Genomic DNA, 22393 nt, shown 5'->3' with positions numbered 1-22393 from the left:
CGAGCGGCCGGATGACGGTGTCGTGACAATGAGATGACAGGGGATGACGTGCGTAGGATGGCCGCACTGCAGCAGCCTTGTCACACAAGTGTTAACCACGGGCGTTAGCGGTTGGCTCCAGCTACTCTGGAGCCCCTCGATGCTGGTGGTTGAAGGCCTGACGTGTCGCTTCGGCGCGAAGGCCGCTGTGGACGATGCTTCGTTTCAAGTTTCCCCTGGCGGCTTCGTCGGGGTGATCGGGCGATCCGGCGCCGGCAAGTCGACATTGCTGCGGTCCATCAACCGCCTCATCGAGCCCTCCGAAGGCCGCATCCTGTTCGAAGGCGTCGACGTCACCGCGCTGCGCGGCAAGGAGCTGCGGCAGTGGCGTGCGCGGTCGGCGATGATTTTTCAGCAGTTCAACCTCGTCGGCCGGCTCGACGTCCTCACCAATGTGCTGATGGGGCGGCTGTCGACGGTGCCGACATGGCGGTCGCTGCTGCAGCTTTGGCCCGAAGAAGACAAGGCCATCGCGATGTCGGCGCTCGAGCAGTTCGACATGGCTGCCATCGCGGCCCAGCGCGCCGACCAGCTCTCGGGCGGTCAGCAGCAGCGCGTGGCGATCGCGCGGGCGCTGGTTCAGCAGCCCGACATTATCCTTGCCGACGAGCCGATCGCCTCGCTCGATCCCCGCAACACCAAGATCGTGATGGATGCGCTTCTGCGCATCAACAAGCATTTCGGTATCACCGTGCTCTGCAACCTGCATTCGCTCGATCTCGCCCGCAGCTATTGCGACCGCCTGATCGGGATGGCCGCGGGGCGGGTGGTGTTCGACGGCGCGCCGGCGGCCTTGACCGATCATATCGCGCGCGAGCTGTACGATCTCGAGGCGAATGAAGTCATGGATGTTGCGCCCGCGGATGCATCGGTCGGCACGGCAGTTCCTGCCCTCCGCACGGTTGCCGTGGCCTGATCGCTGCTTCTTTAAATCGAGCCTGGTCGTAGAGCCGGAACTCGACAGTTTCATAACCTTGAAATGGGAGACGTCATGATAGACCGTCGTACGATCGTTGCCGCTGCGGCCCTGGCATTTTCAGTTTCAGCCGCTGCGGCGCAGGACTGGAAGGCAAAATATCCTGAGTTGATCTTCGCAAAAGTCCCCGACGAGAATGCCTCCGGCACCACCAACCGCTGGACGCCTCTGACGGAGTACCTGTCCCGCGAGCTTGGAACCAAGGTCACGCTGCGCATCGCCAACGACTACGCCGCGGTGATCGAAGGTCAGCGTGCAGGAAACATTCACATTGCGATGTACGGCCCGGCGTCCTACGCGCGTGCCTACATCATTGGCGCGAAGGTCGAACCGTTCGCGATGGAGGTGAACGGCGACGGCACCAAAGGCTATTACTCGGTTCTCTATGTCAAAAGCGATTCGAGCTACAAGGACATTAAGGACCTGCAAGGCAAGAACCTCTGCCTCGTCGATCCCAATTCGACTTCCGGCAACAACGTGCCGCGTTTCGCGATGAACAAGATGGGCATCGACCCGGAAAAGTTCTTCGCCAAGGTGGTCTATTCGGGGAGCCATGAAAACGCGGTGATCGGGCTTTCCCAGGGCACCTGCGACGCGGCGTTCAACTGGTGGAACGACGAGAAGGAATCGAACCTGCTCCGGATGGAACGGAAGGGCATGGCGAAGGCCGCTGATTTCAAGATCATCATGAAGTCCGAGCAGATCGTGAACTCGCCGATGGCCTATCTCAGCAGCCTGCCTGACGACCTCAAGGCGGCGATCAAGAAAGCCGTGCTGGAAATTGCGGTGAAGGACAAGGCGGCTTTCGACAAGATCTATGAGGGGAAGCAATTGCCCTACGTCGAGGTCGACCACAAGGCGTATGAGGCCGTGATCGAACTGACCAAGTTTGTCGACAGCATTCGTAAGCAGAAATCCTGAGGGAAACGAAGGGTTGGACAAGGCGGGCAGATTGCAAGATCTGCCCGTCGGCTCTTCCGAACATCCCATGCGAACAGCAGTTCCCGAATTTCCGGAAGCCAGGCTGCGTGAGCTTGGCGATCGCTATGCCGCTGCAATTGCCGCCAAGCGCCGGCGCGTATGGCTCGGTGCCGCCGTCCTGATCGCCGTTGCCATTGCCGCGGGCTGGATGGGCGAGGTCAGTCTCGGAAATTTTGTCGAGAACTTCTGGCGCTTCCCGGCCTATTTCGTCAGCATCGCACCCAAATTTTCGTTCGCGACCGCATGGAGCGATTTGGCGGACTGGCTGTGGGGATTGCCGCGCTGGGCACGGCTTCTCGGGGATACGTTGCTGATAGCCTATATGGGCACCCTCTCGGGTGCGCTGTGCGGTTTCGCGCTTTGCTTCCTCGCCTCGGCCAATCTCGTGAAATCAGGAACGACTGTTTTCGTCACCCGGCGCGTTCTGGAGTTTTTCAGGACCGTGCCGGAGATCGTGTTTGCCCTGATCTTCGTGCTGGCCTTTGGTCTCGGGCCGCTGCCGGGCGTTCTGGCGATTGCAATCCATACCGCCGGAGCGTTGGGCAAGCAATTCGCCGAGGTTGTCGAGAACATCGACAGCAAGCCGGTCGAAGGGGTGGCGGCAAGCGGGGGCAGCTGGGTTCAGGTTGTTCGGTTCGGCGCGTTGCCTCAGGTCCTCTCGAACTTCGTGAGCTATGCCTTGCTCAGGTTCGAGATCAACGTGCGTGGCGCGGCCGTGATGGGCTTCGTCGGCGCCGGCGGGATCGGCCAGGATCTGATCGAGGCGGTTCGCAAGTTCTACTTCACCGACGTCAGCGCCATCCTGCTGCTCATCGTCCTTACCGTCATGTTGATCGACTTCCTGACGGAACGGTTGCGACACCGCCTGCTCGGGCTGGAGGGAAGCACCCGATGAGCTCCTTCAGTTTTGAAAACCGGGCCGGCATTGCCCATCGGTATCCCGACGTCTTCCGGACCGATTGGTGGCAGCGGGGAAGGATCGCAATACTCGTCGGCGGGACGGTCGGGCTGTTCCTGTTCGGGATCGTCCAGCTCGATATTCCCTTTAATCGGCTCTCCCTGGGCATGGTCAGGCTGGGCGAATTCGTCCAGCTCATGTTGCCGCCCAACCCGGGTTCTTGGGCGGAGGTTCTGAAATATCTGCATGCGCTCGGAGAGACGGTGTCGATCGCGTTTCTCGGCACCCTGGGCGGCGCGCTGCTCGCGCTGCCGGTATCCCTGCTCGCGGCGCGCAACGTGGTTGCAAACCGGATCATCCGCCTATTGACGCGTCGTGGCCTCGATACCATCCGTGGAGTCGACACTTTGATCTGGGCACTGATCTGGGTCGGCGTCGTGGGGCTGGGGCCGTTTGCCGGCATCCTGGCCGTGATCTGCAGCGATTTCGGAACGTTCGGCAAGCTGTTCTCGGAAGCGATCGAGGTCGCCGAGAAGAACCCCGCGGAAGGCGTTCGGTCATCGGGCGGCAACCATCTCCACAGCGTCCGCTTCGGATTGCTGCCGCAGGTGTTCCCGGTCTTGCTGAGCCAGGTGCTCTACTATTTCGAGTCGAATACGCGATCGGCGACGATCATCGGAATCGTTGGCGCTGGCGGCATTGGCCTTCAGCTTGCCGAACAGATCCGGGTGCTGGAATGGCAGAAGGTAACGTTTCTGATCCTGCTGATCCTGGTAACTGTATCGTCGATCGACTGGATTTCCGGCAAGCTGCGCTTCGCGATCATCGGCAAGCGGACGGTCGCCTAACGTCGTGCTGCAGTCTTATCCGTTCCGATTGGATCGGAACGGAGCTCTGATTTTTGTTTTGACGCGTTTTCTCGACGCAAATCGTTTCCACCCCGGATCAAGTCCGAGGGCAGGCTTCGCTGGAAAACGCTCTGATCTAAGCGTTCTCCACCAAAAACTCCACCCGCTCTGCCGCAAAGCGCGAGTGCTTCGTCACCAGCGGCTTGCCCGTGAGATCGTGGTCGGTGGCGTCGACCACCAGGATCGGCCGCCCCAGCGCCAGGTCGAGCCGTGCGGCGTCGCTCGCGTCGACAATCCCCGCGGTGATTCTCGTTGCGCCACGGCGATAATCGCGGACGCCGAAATGCTCCAGCAGCTTCGTCATCGAGCGCGTTGCCGCGAACACGGCGCCTGCATCCGGGAACAGCTCAGCCGAGAGCCAGGTGGTGGAAACACAGATCGGCGTGCGGTCGGCGAGGCGAATCGCCTCGATCCGCACCAGGGGCGCGCCGGTCTTAAGGCCCAGCTCCCGTGCGAGCTCGCGCGTCGCGACGTCATCGGTCGCCTCGATCAGCCGGCCATGCGGCTCGCGGCCATCGGCGCCGACGATCTCGGAGAAGCGCGTGCGCGAGCGCAGGGGATAAGCGAGCTTCTGCGCCTCGACATAGGTTCCGCTGCCGCGCTCGGCGCGCACCAGGCCGCGCTCGGCAAGCGCTGCCAGCGCGCGCCGCACGGTGTGGCGGTTGACGCGATAGGTTTCGGCGATCTCCATCTCGCCCGGCAATTTGTCGCCGGCCGCAAAGCGGCCGTCGGCGATGCCGCGCTCGATGCCATCGGCCACGAGGCGCCATAGCGCGACGCCCGAGGAGGCTGTGTCCTGCATGCTCATGTCGCGGGAAACCTACTCCAGAAATCACAGCATTGTCACGAAACAGTCATGGCGCGTCCGTATGAAGTTGTCTATTATTATAGACAACTTCGGTGCGGCAAGTTCTGTAGAAGGTTCGATGGACCAGGTGACCCAGCACAACGACCAGCAAGCCCAGCGCAAGGCCGCAATGGCGGTGCTGGCGCACGCGGAGGCGGGCGAGATCGCCGCTCGCCTCCGCAACTTGGCCCTCCCGGACCATCAGGATCTGCGCACGCCCGAGAACGGCCTCGTCATGCTGCGCGGCCGGGTCGGCGGCGACGGCGCGCCGTTCAATCTCGGCGAAGCGACGGTGTCGCGCGCCGCGGTGCGGCTTGCGAGCGGCGAGGTCGGGTTCGGCTACACGCTCGGCCGCGACGGTGAGAAGGCGCGTCTGATCGCGCTGTGCGATGCGCTGGTGCAGTCCCGCGATTTCGGCGGAGCGGTGGAGCGCGACGTTATCGCGCCGTTGCGCGAGCAGCTTATGGTCAGGCGCAAGCAGGCGGCGGCAGCGGCCGCCGCAACGAAGGTTGATTTCTACACCATGGTGCGCGGTGAGGGGTGAGATCATGACCACGATTGCGGAACTGCCGCCGGGTTTCGCCGACAAGGTGCTGTCGGCGCAATCGACATTTCGCTCGGTCATGGACGCCATGGCGCGGCCGGGCTCGGTCCAGCGCATCGTGCCGATGGCGGGGGCGCCAGGGCCGATGATGCGAGGCACCGCCGCGATCGCGCTGACGCTGTTCGACCACGACACGCCGCTCTGGCTCGACGCACGGATGGCGGAAAGCGCGGACGTGACGAAGTGGCTGAAGTTCCACACCGGAGCGCCGGTTGTGCAGGATTCGTCGGTTGCTTCGTTCGCGCTCATCAGTGACGGCGGCGCCTTGCCTTCGTTCGAATCCTTCGCGCTCGGCACCAGCGAGTATCCGGACCGGTCGACCACGGTCATCATCCAGGTCGACAGCCTCGCCTCCGGGCGCAGCTTCGAGCTGCGCGGCCCCGGCATCGACGGGGTCGCCACGCTGCAAGCGTCGATCAAGCCGTTCGACCTGTTCGAGCGCCTGAATATGAACGAAGCGCTGTTTCCGCGCGGCATCGATGTGGTGCTGGTCGCCGATGACGCCGTGGTCGCGATCCCCCGCACCACGCGCGTCGTGAGCAAGGGAAGCTAGAAGCATGTATGTCGCAGTCAAAGGCGGCGAACGCGCCATCGAGAACGCCCATCGCCTGCTCGCGCATAAGCGGCGCGGCGACCAGAGCGTTGCGGAAATCACGCTCGACCAGATCTCGGAGCAGCTCGGCCTGGCCGTCGATCGCGTCATGAGCGAAGGCTCGCTCTATGACCGCGAGCTCGCGTCGCTTGCGATCAAGCAGGCGCGCGGCGATTTGATCGAGGCGATCTTCCTGGTTCGCGCCTTCCGCGCCACGCTGCCGCGCTTCGGTGCCAGCGAGCCGGTCGACACCGGCACCATGCGGGTGCAGCGGCGGGTGTCGGCGACCTTCAAGGACATTCCCGGCGGCCAGATCCTGGGGCCGACCTTCGACTACACGCACCGCCTGCTCGATCCATCGCTCGCCCAAGGTTTTGTGCCGGAGAGGCCAGCTGCGGCCGAAGCCTCCACCGCGCCGACGCCGCGCGTGACAGACATTCTCGGGCGCGACGGGCTGATCGAATCATCGCCGGAAGCCGAGGACGGTGCCAGCGTCGGCGATCTCACCCGCGAGCCGCTGAATTTCCCCGCGGACCGTGATTTGCGCCTGCAAAACCTCGCGCGCGGTGACGAAGGCTTTCTGCTCGCGATGGGCTATTCCACCCAGCGCGGCTACGGCCGCAACCATCCCTTCGTCGGCGAGATCCGCTTCGGCGAGGTCGAGGTCGAATTCGTCGCGGAAGACGTCGGCTTCGCCGTGCCGCTCGGTGCGATCGAGCTGACCGAGTGCCAGATGGTCAACCAGTTCAAGGGCTCGGCGACCGAGGCGCCGTGCTTCACCCGCGGCTATGGCCTCGCCTTCGGCCAGAGCGAACGCAAGACCATGTCGATGGCGCTGGTCGACCGCGCATTGCGCGCCCGTGAGCTCGGCGAGGAGGCGCTCGCACCGGCGCAGGACGAGGAGTTCGTGATGTCGCATTCGGACAATGTGCAGGCGACCGGCTTCGTCGAGCACCTAAAGCTGCCGCACTATGTCGACTTCCAGTCCGAGCTCGGCCTGCTCCGAAAGTTGCGGCAAGAGTTTGCCGATGCCAATGCGCCCGATGCCATGAAGGAGGCCGCGGAATGAACGCGCCCGCCTACAATTTCGCCTATCTCGACGAGCAGACCAAGCGCATGATCCGCCGCGCGATCCTGAAGGCGATCGCCATCCCCGGCTATCAGGTGCCGTTCGCCAGCCGGGAAATGCCGATGCCCTATGGCTGGGGCACCGGCGGCGTGCAGGTCACGGCCGCGATCCTGGGGCCGCAGGACGTGCTGAAGGTGATCGACCAGGGCTCCGACGACACCACCAACGCGATCTCGATCCGCAAATTCTTCGCCAAGACCGCGGGCGTTGCGACCACGACGGCGACGGACGAGGCTACCGTGATCCAGACCCGTCACCGCATCCCCGAGACGGCGCTGAACGAGAACCAGGTGCTGGTCTATCAGGTGCCGATCCCCGAGCCGTTGCGCTTCCTCGAGCCGCGCGAGACCGAGACGCGGCGCATGCACGCGCTCGCCGAATACGGCCTGATGCATGTGAAGCTCTACGAGGACATCGCACGCTTCGGCCACATCGCCACGGCCTATGCCTACCCGGTGAAGGTCAACGCGCGCTATGTGATGGACCCGTCACCGACGCCGAAATTCGACAATCCCAAGATGGACAATTCCCCGGCGCTGCAATTGTTCGGCGCCGGCCGCGAGAAGCGCATCTACGCCATCCCGCCCTACACGCAAGTGGTGTCGCTCGATTTCGAGGATCACCCGTTCGAGCCCTACCGCTTCAACGCGCCCTGCGCGCTCTGTGGCGCGGAGAATTCCTATCTCGACGAGATCGTGACCGACGACAAGGGCGGGCGCATGTTCGTGTGCTCGGATACCGATTATTGCGAGGGCCGCCAGGCCGCCGGCCATCACGGCAGCCTCAGTGCCGCGCCGTACAAGGATAAGGCGCAGGAGGCCGCGAATGGCTGATCAGAATCTGGTCGAGAACGACGAGCCGCTGCTGGTCGCAAAATCCCTCAGCAAGTCGTTCGGCCGCATCAATGCCTGTCGCGACGTGTCGTTCTCGCTCTATCCCGGCGAGGTGTTGGCGATCGTCGGCGAATCCGGCTCGGGCAAGTCGACGCTGCTGCAAATGCTGTCGGGCCAGCTCGCGCCGAGTGCAGGCCATGTGTCCTATCGGATGCGTGATGGCGTCACCCGCGATCTCACGACGCTCGGCGAGGCCGAGCGCCGCTTCCTGTTCCGCACCGATTGGGGCTTTGTGCATCAAGACCCCGCGCAGGGCCTGCGCATGGCAGTCTCGGCCGGCGCCAATGTCGGCGAGCGGCTGATGGCGGTCGGGTGGAATCACTACGGCCGCATCCGTGAGACCGCGTCGGATTGGCTGACGCGCGTCGAGATCGACGTCGCGCGCATCGACGATGCGCCGCGCACCTATTCCGGCGGCATGCGCCAGCGCCTCCAGATCGCCCGCAACCTCGTTACCGAGCCGCGGCTCGTGTTCATGGACGAGCCGACCGGCGGCCTTGACGTATCGGTGCAGGCGCGCCTGCTCGATCTCTTGCGCAGCCTCGTCGCCGAGCTGAACCTCGCCGTCATCATCGTCACCCACGATCTCGCGGTGGCGCGCCTCTTGTCGCACCGCGTGATGGTGATGAAAGGCGGCCGCGTCATCGAGACCGGTCTCACGGACCAGGTGCTCGACGACCCGCGCGAGCCCTATACCCAGCTCCTCGTCTCCTCGATCCTGCCGCCATGAACTTTACGATATGAGCTTTCCAATGACCGCCATGATCGACATCACTGACGCCGGCAAGACCTTTACGATGCACCTGCAGGGCGGCATCGAGCTGCCTGTCGTGCGTGGCGTGACCTTCCAGGTCAATCCAGGCGAGTGCGTCGTGCTGTCGGGGCCGTCGGGCGCCGGCAAGTCGTCCATCCTGAAGATGATCTTCGGCAATTATCGCTGCGATAGCGGCTGCATCGGCATCCGCCATCGCGGCAAAGTGGTCGATCTTGCCACCGCCGAGCCACGCCAGGTGCTCAACATCCGCCGCTCCACCATCGGCTATGTCAGCCAGTTCCTGCGCGCGGTGCCGCGCGTCGCCACCATCGACGTCGTCGCGGAGCCGCTGATCGCGAATGGCATGAGCCGGGCAGACGCACAGGCGCGCGCCGGCGAGCTGCTGCATCGTCTCAACATCCCCGAACGGCTCTGGCAGCTTCCCCCCGCGACCTTCTCCGGCGGCGAGCAGCAGCGCGTGAACATCGCCCGTGGCTTCATCTCCGACCTGCCGATCCTTCTGCTGGACGAGCCGACCGCCTCGCTCGATGCGGCCAATCGCGCCGTGGTGGTCGAGCTGGTCGCTGAAAAGAAACGTCAGGGCGTCGCCATGGTCGCCATTGTCCATGACGACGAAATCCGTCATTTGATTGCCGACCGCATCGTCGACGTCACCGGCTTTGCCGCCGCGGCCTGAAGGAATGGGGAAATGAAGAAGGAATCCGTGATCGCCAACGCCAGGATCGTGCTGGCTGACCGGGTGATCGAGCAGGGCTGGCTCGCGCTTGCCGACGGCCGCATTGCGGAGATCGGCGAGGGGAGGGCGCCCGCGGGTGCCGAGGATGCCGGCGGCGATCTGATCATGCCCGGCCTGATCGAACTCCACACCGACCATCTCGAGGCGCATTACGTGCCGCGGCCAAAAGTGTTCTGGAATCCTGTCGCCGCCGTCATCTCCTATGACGGCCAGCTTGCGACCTCGGGCATCACCACCGTGTTCGATTCGCTCCGGGTCTGGCGCGAGGACGGCGCTGAGGAGGTCGATGGCCGCGCCGGCGTGCTCGCCGCCGCGATCACCACCGCGCGCGAGGCCAACCTGCTGCGCGCCGATCACTTCCTGCATCTGCGCTGCGAGATCCCGATGCCGAGCGTGGTCGAGGAGGCCAAGGAGCTGATCGACCGTCCCGACGTCAAGCTGATGTCGCTGATGGACCACACGCCGGGCCAACGCCAGTTTCGCGACGAGGTCAAGCTGCGCGACTATTACCGCGGCAAGGGCGGCGGCAAGACCGATGCCGAGCTCGACGAGCTGTTCGCAAAGCGGTTCGAATATCAAAGGCTCTACGCCGCGGCCAACATGCGCGAGATCGTGGCGCTGGCGCATCAGTACAACATTCCGCTGGCGAGCCACGACGACACCACCGAGGAGAACGTCGCGGACGCCGTGCGCGACCGCGTCTCGGTCGCGGAATTCCCGACCACGCTGGAGGCCGCGCGCGGCCTGCACCAGGCCGGCATCGACATCCTGATGGGCGCGCCGAACGTGGTGCGCGGCGGCTCGCACTCCGGCAACATCGCCGCGGTCGATCTCGCCCGCGAGGGCCTGCTCGACATCCTGTCGTCGGATTACATTCCGTCGAGCCTTTTGATGGCCGCGTTGCAATTGCCCGAGCATGTGCCCGCGATCAGCCTTCCGGCCGCGGTCCGCACCGTGACGAAAGCGCCCGCCGAAGCGGTCGGCCTCACCGACCGCGGCGAGGTCGCGACCGGCAAGCGCGCCGATCTGATCCGCGTCCATGTCGCAGGCCACGTTCCCGTGGTCCGCAGCGTCTGGCGCGAAGGACACCGCGTCGCATGAGCGAGATGGCGGCCACGGGCGAAGGCGAGACGGGTGCGATCGGCCCCGGCCGGCTCGTGCTCGTGGTCGGCCCCAGCGGCGCCGGCAAGGATACCTTGCTGCGGCTAGCCCAGGCGGCTTGCAGCGACGATCCCGACATCGTCTTCCCGCGCCGCATCGTGACGCGTGCGTCCTCGGTCGATGAAGACAATATCGCGGTCAGTCCCGACGAATTCCGCCGCGCGTGCGAGCACGGCGACTTTGCCGTGCACTGGGAGGCGCATGGGCATTCCTATGCACTGCCGCTCGAGATCAACGACGACGTCCGCGCGGGCCGCACCATCGTTGCCAACGTCTCACGCACCGTGATCGCTGCCTTGCGCCGGGCCTATGCCAACGTCGTGGTGGTCGCGATCACGGCGCCGCCGGACGTATTGGCGCAGCGGCTTGCCGCGCGCGCCCGGAAAAGCGATGGCGACATCGCCGAGCGGCTGTCGCGCAGCGTCGATGACGCCTCGGCACACGCCGATGTCACCATCCTCAATGCCGGCAGCGCCGACTATCACAGCCGCCAGCTCGTGCGCGTGATCAGGAAGCAAGGCTGGCAAGATTAGTTGCGGGCAATAACACGGAGAGAGTGGAATGACGGTGATTGAAACGGTCGAGCAGCTGGAGGCCATCTACGGCGTCACGAACGATGCCTCGACCGTCAAAGTTGCCGACCACGTCACCCCGCTCTACCGCATCTTCATCGAGAAGGCGCCGTTCGCCGCGCTCGCCACCATCGGGCCCGAAGGCATCGACTGCTCGCCGCGCGGCGATCTGCCCGGCTTTGTCCGCATCCACGACCCCAAGACGCTGATGCTGCCCGACCGCCGCGGCAACAACCGGGTCGATTCCTTGCGCAATATCGTGCGCGACCCGCGCGTGTCGCTGATGTTCCTGATCCCCGGCTCGGGCAATGCGGTGCGGGCCAACGGCCGCGCGCATCTGTCGATCGATCCGGAGCTGCTGGCCTCGTTCAAGGTCGAGGGTAAGGCGCCGCGTAGCGTCATGGTGATGAACGTGGACGAGATCTACTTCCAGTGCGCCCGCGCCATCGTCCGCGCCGATCTCTGGAATCCCGACAAGCGCGTCGATCCGAAGACGCTGCCGACACCGGGGCAGATTCTTGCGGAGATGAGCGACAACAAAGTCGGCGGCGCGGAATACGACCGCATCTGGCCGGAGCGCGCCGCCGCGACGATGTGGTGAGTGAGCCGTCTCTTTCCACGATCGACGGAATCGTAGGGTGGGCAAAGGCGCATTTGCGCCGTGCCCACGACCTGCCCAACGCGGCGAAGAATCGTGGGCACGCCTCGCTTTGCCCACCCCACAGACGCCCGCGATGTGGTGCCGACCACTTCTGACCGCGCCAGATGAATCCGCCTGACGCCGCCTGAGCTGATCAGCTCTGGCGGCGCGCCCTGGTGCGCGCCGCCTTCTTCGCGGCGGCGGAGCGCACCTTGGCACCCTTGGTGTGGCTTGCCTTGCGCGCGGCGGCTGAACGGGACGCTGCGCTTCGGCGGCTTGCGGCTCGCTTGGCCTGTTTCGACAGCGCACTGCGCGATGCGGTCGATCGCGGTTCCTTCTTCAGAGCGTTCGTGGCGGCGCGCGATACTTTTGGCCTCCGCTTCGGCGTGCGTTTGCCCTGGCCGACCTCGTAAGCGTACTTGGCACTACGGCGCGTCGACTTCTTAGTGCTTCCCTTGCGCGGTGGCGGCAGATCGACACCGGCGCGACGCGCTTCGGAGAGGCCGATCGCGATGGCCTGCTTGGTCGAGCGTGCGCCGTGCTTGCCTTTCCGGATCCTGTCGATCTCGTCCTTGACGAATTCGCCGGCCTGCGTGCTGGCCGACTTGCCGGCGCGCTTGTCTTGCCTGGCTTTGCGAATGACTTCCTGTCTCGGCATGGTCCAGTTCCCTTCTTGAGTGAGAGGGATGTCTGACCGCAACGCGCAAGACGGAAGATTGATCCGCCTAAAGCATGATCCGGAAAAGTGCGAAGCGGTTTTCCGGAAAGATCATGCGTAGACAACTTTAGTTCCTCAGCGCCGCCAGCAGCTCGTCCGGCCGCTCGGCCATGATCATGTGGCCGGCGCCGGGCACCACGACGGTCTTTGCATGCGGGATCGCCGCGGCGAGCGCCTTGCCGGCCTTCGCCGGCGTCATCATGTCCCGCTCGCCGAGGATGAGCGTCGTCGGCACCTTCACGGTCGCCGCAGCGGCAAGCGCATTCGTATAGGAGTTGCAGGCCGACAGATCCCTGAACAGCACGCCCGGCTCGCATGCCCTGAGCACCGCCTGCGCGCCGCCATGCATCCACAGGCCCGGCGCCAGGCTGCCGCCGAGCTCCGCGTTGAAGCCGAGGCCCCAGATCGAGACCATGTCGTTGGCATCCTGCGAGTTGGCTTCGGCGGCTTTCAACAGATCCGGACCCACCGTCATGGTCGCGGCGGTGCCGATCAGGCTCAGCGCTGACACCTTGTCGGGATGTCGCGCGGCGGTCTCCAGCGAGATCAGCGAGCCCATGGAGTGACCGATCAGATGCGCCTTTGCGGCGCCCGCCGCATCGAGCAGCGCCGCCGTCCAGTCGGCCATCTCGGCGATGCTGCCGAGCGAAGGCCCAGTAGAGCGGCCGTGGCCGGGCAGGTCGGGCGCCAGCACGGCAAAGCCGTGATGGGCGAACCAGCGCGTATGCAACGCCCAGGTCGCATGGTCGAAGCCGGCGCCGTGGATGAAGACGACCGCGGGCAGGGACTTGTCGAAGTCGCGGCCACCGGTTGCGACAAGCACATCGGTGCCGTTGACGGAGAGCTTCATGGTGTCAGGCCTTTTGCGAGATGCGCAGCGCTTGGTTGAGGTCGTCGATGATGTCGCTTGCGGTCTCGATGCCGACCGAGAGCCGCACCAGCTCTTCGCCGATGCCGGCCGCCTTGAGCTGCTCGGCGTCCATCTGCTGATGCGTGGTCGAGGCCGGATGGATCACCAGCGTCTTGGCGTCGCCGACATTGGCGAGATGGCTGATCATGCGTAAGCTCTCGATGAACTTGCGTCCGGCAGGCCGGCCGCCCTTGATGCCGAAGGAGACGATCGAGCCGGCACCGCGCGGCAGCAGCGTCTTGGCAAGCTGGTAGTCCGTATGATCCTCGAGCGACGGGTGCAGCACCCAGTCCACGGCCTTGTTGGACTTCAGCGCCTCCAGCACCAGATGCGTGTTCTGCATATGCCGGTCCATGCGCACGCCGAGCGTCTCGACGCCCTGGAGCAGCTGGAACGCGTTGGTCGGCGACAGGCAGGCGCCGAAATCGCGCAGGCCTTCCGTGCGGGCGCGCATGATGAAAGCGGCGGTGCCGAACTGCTCGTCGAAGACGATGCCGTGATAGCCGCCATAGGGCTCGGTCAGCACGCCGAACTTGCCGGAGGAGCGCCAGTCGAAGCGGCCGCCGTCGACGATGGCGCCGCCGATCGCGATGCCGTGGCCGCCGATCCATTTGGTCGCCGAATGCATCACGATGTCGGCGCCGAGCTCGATCGGACGGCTGAGATAGGGCGTGGCGAAGGTGTTGTCGATCAGAAGCGGAATCTTGGCCTCATGCGCGATCGCCGCAACCTTCGGGATGTCGAGCACCTCGAGGCCGGGGTTGCCGATGGTCTCGCCGATCACGAGCTTCGTGTTCGGTTTGATCGCCGCCCGGAATGCGTCGAGATCGCGTGGTTTCACAAACGTCGTGGTGATGCCGAAGCGGGGCAGCGTGTGCGCCAACAAATTGATGGTGCCGCCATAGAGCGAGCTCGACGCCACGATGTGGTCGCCGGCATTGAGCAGCGTGGCGATGGCGAGGTGCAGCGCCGCCTGGCCGCTCGCCGTGCAGATCGCGCCGACGCCGCCTTCCAGCGCCGCAAGCCGCTCCTCCAGCACGCCGGTGGTCGGATTGGAGATGCGCGTATAGATGTGGCCGGCGCGCTCCAGATTGAACAGCGCGGCGGCGTGATCGGAATCCTGGAACACGTAGGACGTGGTCTGGTAGATCGGCACCGCCCGGGCGCCGGTCGTGGGATCCGGATGCTGGCCCGCATGCAGGCTCAGGGTCTCGAAGGCAGGCGGTTTCGGCGCGGGCATGCGTGGCCTCGTTGATCGGTCGGCGATGGCGGCCGTTGTGCCACAAAACGGAGCGGTACGTCAGCCCATTGACAGCGCTGGGTTTGAAGCGAGCTCCAGCCGCGCCGGCGGTGCGCTCCCTCGCCCCGTTCTTACGGGGAGAGGGTTGGGGTGAGGGGCTCTCTCCACGAAGATGATGGCAGCTGGACTCGCGGAGGCTCCCCCTCACCCGGAATTTGCTGCGCAAATATCCGGCCTCTCCCCGCAAGCGGGAGAGGCGAAGAGGCGCCGTCCGCGCTTCACCCCCCGATCGCCTGCTCGATCACCCGCGCCTCCCGCAGCAGGATCTCCGCGACCTCCTGCTCGCGCCTTGGCCCGAGCCTCGTGCGAACGGCGGAGACGGTCATCGCTGCTGCCGGTTGCCCGTCCGGCGTCTTGATCCAGGTCGAGATCGATTTCGTCCCCTGCACCAGTCCGATCTCTCTCATGCCATATCCCAGCCGCCTGGCGGCGGTGACCTCGCCGAGCACGGTCGCGACGTCGGTCCGGTAGGCCTCGAACCGCTTCTCGTTCGCCGCGACGATCTTTCGCGCCTCCTGCGCCGGCATTGCGGCGAGAATGGCAACGCCGGCGCTGGAGACGCCGAGCGGCCGGCGCGCGCCGACCTCGATCGACAGCACCTGGATCGGGTAGACGCCGATCCGGCGATCGACGCAGAGCGTGTCGTTGCCGGTGCGCACCGTCAGGAACAGCGTGTCGCCGATCGCGGCGGACGCGCGCTGCAGCGACGGATTTGCGGCGACCAAGAGCCGCGATGGCCGCGGACGCGCCAGCGCCAGTTCCGGTACCTGGTTGCCGATCGCGTAGCGGCCGCTCCGGCCGTGCCGCTCGACGATGCCTTCCTCGATCAGCACGTGGACGATGCGATGCACGGTGGGGCGGGTGAGCCCGGTCGTGCGGACCACCTCGGCCAATGGCACACCGTCCTCGCGCCCTGCGGCCAGGATGCGCAGCACCGCGAGCGCGCGCCGGATCGCCTGCGCGCCATGTCGCGGCTCCACGGCGCTGCGGGTGGATTTCGTTGCGCGTCGTTTGTCCATAATATGGACAAGAACGCCACAATTCGCTCGACAGGGCAAGCGCGCATCTGGAGATTGCGCTCCGATCGGGATGCCATGCACGAAAGTCTGCGCCCGATATGGAATTGGAAGCGCCGCCGGGAGGTTAACATGAGATTAATCTGGATTGCCATCGCTGCAGCAGCCGCAATGTTGGCGGGACCCGCCTCCGGCCAGCAATGGCCGGCGCGCAACGTCAAGCTGATCGTGCCCTATCCCGCCGGCGGCAATGTCGACAGCGCCGCGCGCATCGTCGCCGACAAGCTCCAGGAGAAGCTCGGCCAACCCTTCGTCATCGAGAACAAGGCCGGCGCCGGCGGCATGATCGCGGGCGAAGCCTTCGCCAAGTCGGCGCCCGACGGCTACACGCTGTTCGTCGGCGCCAACGGCCCGGTGCTGTTCGCGACCGAGATCAACAAGCGCGACGCCTATAATTGGAAGAAGGACTTTCTCCCGATCTCGACGATCTCGATGACGCCGCTGGTGCTCGAGGTTCATCCCTCGGTGCAGGCGACCACGCTCAAGGAGTTTCTCGACCTCGCCAAGCGCGAGCCCGGCAAGCTGACCATGGCCTCGCCCGGCCCCGGCACCACCAACCATCTGCTTAGCGAGCTGATGCAGTCGAATCTCGGCCTGCAATGGGTCACCGCGCATTATCGCGGCAATGCGCCGGCCATCAACGATCTCCTGGGCGGTCAGGTGCAGTTCGCCTTCGACCAGCTCACGGTCAGCCTCCAGCACATCAAGGCCGGCCTGTTCCGCGCGCTCGCCGTCACCTCACCGCATCGATTGAAATCGCTGCCCGACGTGCCGACCTTCGCCGAGCTCGGCTACAAGGACTTCGACGGCCAGACCTTCACCGGCCTGTTCGCGCCCGCTGGCACGCCTGCGCCCATCGTCGAGAAGCTGCACGAGACGCTGGTCGCGATTCTCAAAGACCCCGCCGTGGTCGACAAGTTCGAAAAGCTCGGCGGCGAAGCCACGCCGATGACGCCGGCCGAATTCAGGGCCTATCTCGAGCGCGAGGACGCCAAGTGGATTCCGGTGGTGCGCAAGGCCAATATCAGGGCGGACTGATCGATGCGGATCGATCCGACCGAGCTCGGCGCCGAGCGCATCTACCGCCTGATGACCGGCATCGTGGTGCCGCGCCCGATCGCCTGGGTGACCAGCCTGTCAGCCTCGGGTGTGCTCAATCTCGCCCCGTTCAGCGCCTTCACCTTCGTCTCGCAGAAGCCGCCGATGCTCGCCATCAGCGTCGGCCGCAAGGGCGCTGACTACAAGGACACCGCGCACAACATCCTCGATACCGAGGAATATGTGATCCACATCGCGGATACGCCGCTGATGAATGCCGTGCACGACAGCTCCGTCGAGCATCCGCCTGAAATCAGCGAGGTCGAGCATCTCGGCCTGGAGACGCTCGCGAGCGAGCGCATCAAGGTGCCGCGGCTTGCCGCCGCGCCGGTCGCGATGGAGTGCCGATTCCGGCAGTGCCTCGAATTCGGTGACGCCAAGAGCCGGCTCATCGTCGGCGAGGTCGTGCTGTTCCATTTGCGCGACGGTCTCGTCAACGACGGCAAGGTCGAGACCAGGGCGCTCGACCCGATCGCGCGCATCGGCGGGCCGCGCTACGCCCGCCTCGGCGAGATCGTGACGCTGGGCAGCGTGTTCCAGACTCCCAAGTCGAAAGACTGAGTGTGCGGGCCTCATCGCCGGCCGCCGCCCCAAGATCATCGGAGGACATACAATGCGACTGCTGAGCTATCTGCTGGACGGCGAGGCGCGCTACGGCGCGGCCGTGGACGGCGGCGTGGTCGATCTGACCAGGCGCATCGGCCGCGACTATTCGGACGTCAAGGCGCTGATCGCGGCCAACGCACTCGCCGAAGCGCAGGAGGCCGTCGCGGGGCAAAAGCCGGATCATGCGCTGGACAAGCTCGTCCTGTTGCCGCCGGTGCTGGCGCCGGAGAAGCTCTGGTGCATCGGCGTCAATTACGCCGAGCGCAATGCGGAGTATAAAGACAATTCCGACCTGCCCAAATATCCCAGCCTGTTCGTGCGCAGCATGTCCTCGATGACGGGCTCCGGCCAGCCGATCGTGAAGCCCAGGGTTTCGGACCAGCTCGACTACGAAGGCGAGCTCGTCATCGTGATCGGGCAGGGCGGCCGCCACATTCCCCGCGAGAAGGCGTGGTCGCACATCTTCGGCATGACCTTGTGCAACGAGGGCACGATCCGCGACTGGCTGCGCCACGGCAAGTTCAACGTCACGCAGGGCAAGAATTTTGATCGTTCCGGCAGCATCGGCCCATGGATTGTGACGTCGGATGAGCTCGATCCGCGTGGTCCCCATGACATCATCACGCGCGTCAACGGCGAGGTGCGACAGCAGGACACCACCGAGCGGCTGATGTTCCCGTTCGACTTCCTGATCTCCTATCTTTCGACCTTCGCCACCCTCAAGCCCGGCGACATGATCGTCACGGGCTCGCCGACGGGCGCGGGCGCGCGCTTCGATCCGCCGCGCTGGCTCAGGAGCGGCGACGTCGTCGAGGTCGAATCCAGCCGCATCGGCGTGCTGCGCAACACCGTCATGGCGGAGCAGTAAACGATGCTGGACAATGCCACGATCGAGCGCCTCGCCGCCCGGCTCGACGAAGCCGAGCGCACGAAATCGCTGATCCCGACGTTCACGAAAGAATATCCCGATTTCAGCATCGAGGATGCCTACGCCGTCCAGCGCGCCTGGACCAAGCTTCAGCTCGGCCGCGGCCGCATCATCAAGGGCCACAAGATCGGCCTGACCTCGAAGGCGATGCAGAACGCGGTCGGAATCAACGAGCCCGACTATGGCGTGCTGTTCGCCGATATGTTCTACGCTGATGCCACGCCTGTTCCGTTCGACCGCTTCCACGCGCCGAGGATCGAGGTCGAGCTCGCCTTCGTGCTGAAGGCGCCGCTGCGCGGGCCCGATTGCACCATTTTCGACGTGCTCAACGCCACCGACTACGTCACGCCGGCGCTGGAGATTCTGGAGACGCGCATGCACCGCGTCGATCCGGAGACCGGCAAGACGCGCAAGGTGATGGACACGATCTCGGACAACGCGGCCAATGCCGCGCTGGTGCTCGGCGGCCGGCCGATCCGCCCGATGGATGCGGATCTGCGCTGGATCGGCGCATTGCTGTTCCGCAACGGCGAGGTCGAGGAGACCGGCCTTGCCGCCGGCGTGCTCAATCACCCCGCCAACGGCATCGCCTGGCTCGCCAACCGCCTCGCGCCGCATGATGAGCATCTCAAGGCCGGCGAGGTCGTGCTGGCGGGATCGTTCACGCGGCCCGTCGACATCCGCCGCGGCGACACCTTCCATGCCGATTACGGCGCCTTCGGCTCGGTGTCATGCCAGTTCGTCTGAAGCAACAATAAAAGGGAGCGCAACATGAGTGGTCAAACGCGGCGCAAGAGCATCCACATCGGCGGCTTCAAGCACGTCAACCCGATTCCGAACGCCTGCCGCATCGGCAATCTCGTGATGTCCGGCGTCATCCTCGGCCGCGATCCCGCGACCAATGCGATGCCCGAGAGTCTCGACGCCCAATGCGCCAACATGTTCGCGCATATGAAGGCGACGGTGGAGGCCGCCGGCGGCTCGACCTCCGACATCATCAAGATGACGGTGTGGCTGAAGGACCGCTCGCAGCGCGGCCCCGTCAATGTCGAATGGCTCAAGATGTTTCCGGACGAGCATTCGCGCCCCGCACGTCACGCGCTGCCGATGGACAACATGGACGGCGGCGCGCTGGTGCAATGCGACTTCACCGCCGTGATCGACTGAGGGAGCGCTTCCATGCCGACCTATCTGCCGTTCGACCCCAACCCGCGCCGCCCAAGCAAGGCGCCGCCGCCGAAGACCATCGACAGCCAGTTTCACGTGCTGGGTCCGATCGAGAAATATCCTGAGCGTCCCGGCGCCGCCTATCGGATGCCGACCGCGACCTGGGAAGCGGCGCTGCGCATGCACAAGACGCTCGGCATCGAGCGCGGCATCATCGTGCAGACCACGACCTACGGCGCCGACCACGCCGTCGTGCTCGACGGCCTTGCCGCGATGGGCCCGAATTATCGCGGCTGCGCCAATGCGCTGGTGTTCGCGGAAGCCAGCGACGCCTATCTCGCAAAACTGCATGATGCCGGCGTGCGCGGCGCGCGCTTCAGCTTCCGCCAGGAGCTCGGCGCCGTGCTGTCGGACGCCGATTTCGCCCGCGCCATCGCCCGCATCCGCGAGCTCGGCTGGTACGTCAAGATACAGCCCGAGAAGGACGGCATCATGTCGAGCGTCGCCAAATACGAAGATCTCGACGTGCCCGTGCTGATCGACCACATGGCGCGCCCCGACCCCGACGCCGGCAGGAACGATCCGAATCTGCGCAAGATGCTGGAGCTGCTCGCCAAGGGCAATTTCTGGGTGATGCTCTCGCTCGGCGAGAAGACCTCGAAGACCGGCGCGCCTTACGACGACGTGATCCCGATCGCGCGCGCCTATATCGAGGCCGCTTCCGATCGCTGCGTCTGGGCCAGCGACTGGCCGCATCCGGTCTCGGTGAAGCAGCCGCCGAACGATGCCGATCTGCTCGAGCTGATGTACCGTTACGCGCCCGACCAGGCGGAGCTGGAGAAGATCCTGGTGCACAATCCGGCCAAGCTGTTCGGCTTTGCGGATTAGGGCATGAGAGGATTGGGCTGAGCAGCTCGCCACGCGCGCGGTGCGCTCCCTCTCCCGCGTGCGGGAGAGGGTCGGGGTGAGGGCTCTTTCCTCTAGGGGATTGTCCCATTGCGGAGACACCCTCTCCCCAACCCTCCCCCGCAAGCGGGGGAGGGAGCGCACCTTCATCGCCGCGACAATCGGGCCCTCACCCCACCGGCTGCTTCGCGAGCCTATCCCGCACCTCCGCGGCGATCTCGAACGAGCGCAGCCGTGCCGTGTGGTCGTAGATCTGCCCCGTCGTCATCAATTCGTCCGCGCCGGTTTCAGTGATCAGCGCCTTCAGCTTCGCTTCGACCACATCGGGCGACCCGACCGCTGAGCACGACAGCGCTTGCGCAACGCCGGCCTTCTCGGCCGGCGACCACAACGCGTCCATGTCCTCCACCGGCGGCGGCAGCGGCCCCGGCGTGCCGCGGCGCAGGTTGATGAATTGCTGCTGCAGCGAGGAGAACATCCGCTGTGCCTCTTCATCGCTGTCGGCCGCGAACACGTTGACGCCGATCATCGCATAGGGCTTGTCGAGCTGCGCCGAGGGCTCGAAGCGCGCCCGATATTCGCGCAGCGCCGGCATCATCATCTGCGGCGCGAAATGCGAGGCGAACGCGAAGGGCAGGCCGAGCATTGCCGCCAGCTGCGCGCCAAAGGTGCTCGATCCCAAGATCCACAGCGGCACCTTGGTCCCCATGCCGGGCACGGCGCGGATCGCCTGGTTCGGCTGCACGTCGCCGAGCAGCGCCTGCAGCTCCAGCACGTCATGCGGAAAGTTCTCGGACGTGGTGGCAAGGTCGCGCCGCAGCGCCCGCGCGGTGAACTGGTCGGTGCCCGGCGCCCGGCCGAGCCCGAGATCGATCCGCCCGGGATAGAGCGATTCCAGCGTGCCGAACTGCTCGGCGATGACGAGCGGCGAGTGGTTCGGCAGCATGATCCCGCCGGAGCCGACGCGGATCGTTTTCGTTCCGCCCGCGATGTGGCCGATCACTACCGACGTCGCCGCGCTGGCGATGCCCGTCATGTTGTGATGCTCGGCCAGCCAGAACCGCTTGAAGCCCCACGTCTCGGCATGCCGGGCCAGATCGAGCGAATTGCGAAAGGCCTGCGCCGCGTCGCCGCCCTGCCGAATGGGTGCGAGGTCGAGCACGGAGAAGGGGATCATGGGAGGGCTGCCAGTGTGGAGGGGCCGCGTGACGGTGCGCGCTTGCAGGACACACATGTAATGGCAGCGCGCAGAATAGGTAGAGCACTTGCGGGCCCCTCTTGTCAGCTCATCTGAGAGATGCACGCCGCGAAGACGGCCGTTCACAACACTGTTATTGCAGGCCCTGGCGCCCCTCGCGCCAACTGGGCGTTTTACACCTGGTATTGTAGCTTGCGGGAAGCAGCTGCGCTGCTGCCAGGAGGAACTGACATGACCACGGTCGTCTTCACCCGCCGCAACCTCCTCGCTGCCGGCGGCTCCGTCCTCGCAACGGGCCTTCTGGCAACCGGCGCTTCCGGCGTCCTGCTGCCCGCCCGTGCGAGCGGCCTCGCACCGACCGAATCGATGTCGGGCGGCGCGAACAATTACCGCAAGGGCGCGGCGATCGTGGAGCGGATCGGCAAGGGCGGTTTCTGGATGAGCGGCACCGTGCGCCGCGCCGGCGACGGGGCTCCGCTGGCCGGGCAGCGCATCCAGATCTGGGCGCACACCGTCGAAGGGCGGGAGCACGAGCCGCAGAGCCACGGCGCAACGCTCACCGACAAGGACGGCAGGTTCCGGCTGGAGATGCCGCAGATCATTCCGATCTTCGGCCAGCCGCACGGCCACCTCGCCTATGACAGCGGCGAGTTCAAGACCGTCTTCCTGCGGCCGGTGATGCGGAGCGCCAAGGAGACCAGCCTGGAGGCGCACTTCGTGCTGCAGCCGGCTTGA

The 22393-nt window shown here is 65.4% G+C and carries 26 protein-coding genes; 20 read left to right on the top strand and 6 right to left on the bottom strand.

The annotated features are described in order from the left end of the window. The first annotated feature begins 139 nt into the window (after positions 1–139). From phnC to phnE (I6F37_RS16395), 4 genes are all read left to right on the top strand, one after another. On the top strand, positions 140–955 hold the full coding sequence (gene phnC / locus I6F37_RS16410) for a phosphonate ABC transporter ATP-binding protein (protein WP_225144940.1): 816 nt from the start codon (positions 140–142) through the stop codon (positions 953–955). Between the two features lie 75 nt (positions 956–1030). Next, positions 1031–1936, top strand: coding sequence for a phosphonate ABC transporter substrate-binding protein (gene phnD / locus I6F37_RS16405; protein ID WP_225151947.1), 906 nt, complete (start codon positions 1031–1033; stop codon positions 1934–1936). Positions 1937–2003: 67 nt separating this feature from the next. Next, on the top strand, positions 2004–2891 hold the full coding sequence (gene phnE, locus I6F37_RS16400; protein WP_225147383.1) for a phosphonate ABC transporter, permease protein PhnE: 888 nt from the start codon (positions 2004–2006) through the stop codon (positions 2889–2891). Next, on the top strand, positions 2888–3742 hold the full coding sequence (gene phnE / locus I6F37_RS16395; protein WP_225151945.1) for a phosphonate ABC transporter, permease protein PhnE: 855 nt from the start codon (positions 2888–2890) through the stop codon (positions 3740–3742). The genes phnE (I6F37_RS16400) and phnE (I6F37_RS16395) overlap by 4 nt, the downstream gene beginning before the upstream one ends. A 136-nt stretch (positions 3743–3878) precedes the next feature. On the opposite strand, the gene phnF is transcribed toward phnE (I6F37_RS16395), so the two are convergent. Further along, on the bottom strand, positions 3879–4610 hold the full coding sequence (gene phnF, locus I6F37_RS16390; protein WP_225151943.1) for a phosphonate metabolism transcriptional regulator PhnF: 732 nt from the start codon (positions 4608–4610) through the stop codon (positions 3879–3881). Between the two features lie 118 nt (positions 4611–4728). Here phnF and phnG point away from each other — a divergent pair, with 118 nt between their 5' ends. The 9 genes from phnG to I6F37_RS16345 are packed head-to-tail and all read left to right on the top strand — an operon-like array spanning position 4729 to position 11712. Beyond that, positions 4729–5193: a phosphonate C-P lyase system protein PhnG gene (gene phnG, locus I6F37_RS16385; RefSeq protein WP_225113388.1), complete on the top strand. Its 465-nt coding sequence runs from the start codon at positions 4729–4731 to the stop codon at positions 5191–5193. A gap of 4 nt (positions 5194–5197) precedes the next feature. Then, a complete protein-coding gene (gene phnH / locus I6F37_RS16380) occupies positions 5198–5806 on the top strand; it encodes a phosphonate C-P lyase system protein PhnH (protein WP_225151941.1) in 609 nt (202 codons plus the stop codon). A 4-nt stretch (positions 5807–5810) separates the two neighbouring features. Next, positions 5811–6914: a carbon-phosphorus lyase complex subunit PhnI gene (locus I6F37_RS16375; protein ID WP_225151939.1), complete on the top strand. Its 1104-nt coding sequence runs from the start codon at positions 5811–5813 to the stop codon at positions 6912–6914. Next, positions 6911–7807 carry an alpha-D-ribose 1-methylphosphonate 5-phosphate C-P-lyase PhnJ gene (locus tag I6F37_RS16370; protein ID WP_036014400.1) on the top strand — a complete coding sequence of 299 codons (897 nt, stop codon included), beginning with the start codon at positions 6911–6913 and terminating at the stop codon, positions 7805–7807. Before I6F37_RS16375 ends, I6F37_RS16370 begins: the two co-directional genes overlap by 4 nt. After that, positions 7800–8597 (top strand): phosphonate C-P lyase system protein PhnK, encoded by a 798-nt coding sequence (gene phnK / locus I6F37_RS16365; RefSeq protein WP_036014398.1) that lies wholly within the window; start codon positions 7800–7802, stop codon positions 8595–8597. The genes I6F37_RS16370 and phnK overlap by 8 nt, the downstream gene beginning before the upstream one ends. Positions 8598–8619: 22 nt before the next feature. Next, a complete protein-coding gene (gene phnL, locus I6F37_RS16360) occupies positions 8620–9318 on the top strand; it encodes a phosphonate C-P lyase system protein PhnL (RefSeq protein ID WP_057027587.1) in 699 nt (232 codons plus the stop codon). Between the two features lie 12 nt (positions 9319–9330). Continuing rightward, positions 9331–10479, top strand: a complete 1149-nt coding sequence (locus tag I6F37_RS16355) for an alpha-D-ribose 1-methylphosphonate 5-triphosphate diphosphatase (protein WP_057027588.1) — start codon at positions 9331–9333, stop codon at positions 10477–10479. Beyond that, positions 10476–11072 carry a phosphonate metabolism protein/1,5-bisphosphokinase (PRPP-forming) PhnN gene (gene phnN, locus I6F37_RS16350; protein ID WP_225151937.1) on the top strand — a complete coding sequence of 199 codons (597 nt, stop codon included), beginning with the start codon at positions 10476–10478 and terminating at the stop codon, positions 11070–11072. The genes I6F37_RS16355 and phnN overlap by 4 nt, the downstream gene beginning before the upstream one ends. Positions 11073–11100: 28 nt before the next feature. Continuing rightward, a complete protein-coding gene (locus tag I6F37_RS16345) occupies positions 11101–11712 on the top strand; it encodes a pyridoxamine 5'-phosphate oxidase family protein (protein WP_036026947.1) in 612 nt (203 codons plus the stop codon). A 193-nt stretch (positions 11713–11905) separates the two neighbouring features. Here I6F37_RS16345 and I6F37_RS16340 read toward each other — a convergent pair whose 3' ends face one another. From I6F37_RS16340 to I6F37_RS16325, 4 genes are all read right to left on the bottom strand, one after another. Continuing rightward, positions 11906–12409, bottom strand: a complete 504-nt coding sequence (locus tag I6F37_RS16340; RefSeq protein WP_036014392.1) for a DUF6496 domain-containing protein — start codon at positions 12407–12409, stop codon at positions 11906–11908. Between the two features lie 127 nt (positions 12410–12536). Next, positions 12537–13319, bottom strand: coding sequence for an alpha/beta fold hydrolase (locus I6F37_RS16335; protein ID WP_036014391.1), 783 nt, complete (start codon positions 13317–13319; stop codon positions 12537–12539). 4 nt (positions 13320–13323) lie between these two features. After that, complete coding sequence (locus I6F37_RS16330) at positions 13324–14619, bottom strand: O-acetylhomoserine aminocarboxypropyltransferase (protein WP_036014390.1); 1296 nt, start codon at positions 14617–14619, stop codon at positions 13324–13326. A gap of 278 nt (positions 14620–14897) precedes the next feature. Next, positions 14898–15698 carry an IclR family transcriptional regulator gene (locus I6F37_RS16325; protein WP_036014389.1) on the bottom strand — a complete coding sequence of 267 codons (801 nt, stop codon included), beginning with the start codon at positions 15696–15698 and terminating at the stop codon, positions 14898–14900. A gap of 129 nt (positions 15699–15827) precedes the next feature. On the opposite strand from I6F37_RS16325, the gene I6F37_RS16320 reads away from it, so the two are divergent. From I6F37_RS16320 to I6F37_RS16295, 6 genes are read left to right on the top strand one after another with little or no spacing between them, the layout of a single operon-like run. Further along, the gene (locus I6F37_RS16320; protein ID WP_036014388.1) at positions 15828–16793 is read left to right on the top strand and encodes a tripartite tricarboxylate transporter substrate binding protein; all 966 of its coding nucleotides are present in this window, start codon (positions 15828–15830) and stop codon (positions 16791–16793) included. Between the two features lie 3 nt (positions 16794–16796). Continuing rightward, the gene (locus I6F37_RS16315; protein ID WP_036014386.1) at positions 16797–17414 is read left to right on the top strand and encodes a flavin reductase family protein; all 618 of its coding nucleotides are present in this window, start codon (positions 16797–16799) and stop codon (positions 17412–17414) included. A 52-nt stretch (positions 17415–17466) separates the two neighbouring features. Then, on the top strand, positions 17467–18327 hold the full coding sequence (locus tag I6F37_RS16310; RefSeq protein ID WP_036014385.1) for a fumarylacetoacetate hydrolase family protein: 861 nt from the start codon (positions 17467–17469) through the stop codon (positions 18325–18327). Positions 18328–18330: 3 nt separating this feature from the next. Further along, entirely contained in the window at positions 18331–19134 is an 804-nt protein-coding gene (gene hpaH, locus I6F37_RS16305) for a 2-oxo-hept-4-ene-1,7-dioate hydratase (RefSeq protein WP_036014384.1), read from the top strand. 24 nt (positions 19135–19158) lie between these two features. Then, entirely contained in the window at positions 19159–19554 is a 396-nt protein-coding gene (locus tag I6F37_RS16300; protein ID WP_036014383.1) for a RidA family protein, read from the top strand. Between the two features lie 12 nt (positions 19555–19566). After that, on the top strand, positions 19567–20442 hold the full coding sequence (locus I6F37_RS16295) for an amidohydrolase (protein WP_225151935.1): 876 nt from the start codon (positions 19567–19569) through the stop codon (positions 20440–20442). 187 nt (positions 20443–20629) lie between these two features. On the opposite strand, the gene I6F37_RS16290 is transcribed toward I6F37_RS16295, so the two are convergent. After that, positions 20630–21637, bottom strand: coding sequence for an LLM class flavin-dependent oxidoreductase (locus I6F37_RS16290; RefSeq protein ID WP_036014381.1), 1008 nt, complete (start codon positions 21635–21637; stop codon positions 20630–20632). Between the two features lie 252 nt (positions 21638–21889). On the opposite strand from I6F37_RS16290, the gene I6F37_RS16285 reads away from it, so the two are divergent. Then, positions 21890–22393, top strand: coding sequence for a twin-arginine translocation pathway signal (locus tag I6F37_RS16285; RefSeq protein WP_036014379.1), 504 nt, complete (start codon positions 21890–21892; stop codon positions 22391–22393).

The sequence above is a fragment of the Bradyrhizobium sp. NBAIM08 genome (assembly GCF_020193935.1).
Taxonomy (GTDB): Bacteria; Pseudomonadota; Alphaproteobacteria; order Rhizobiales; family Xanthobacteraceae; genus Bradyrhizobium; species Bradyrhizobium yuanmingense.
The sequence above is the reverse complement of the archived record's forward strand: the minus strand, read 5'-3'. Positions and strand labels throughout refer to the sequence as shown.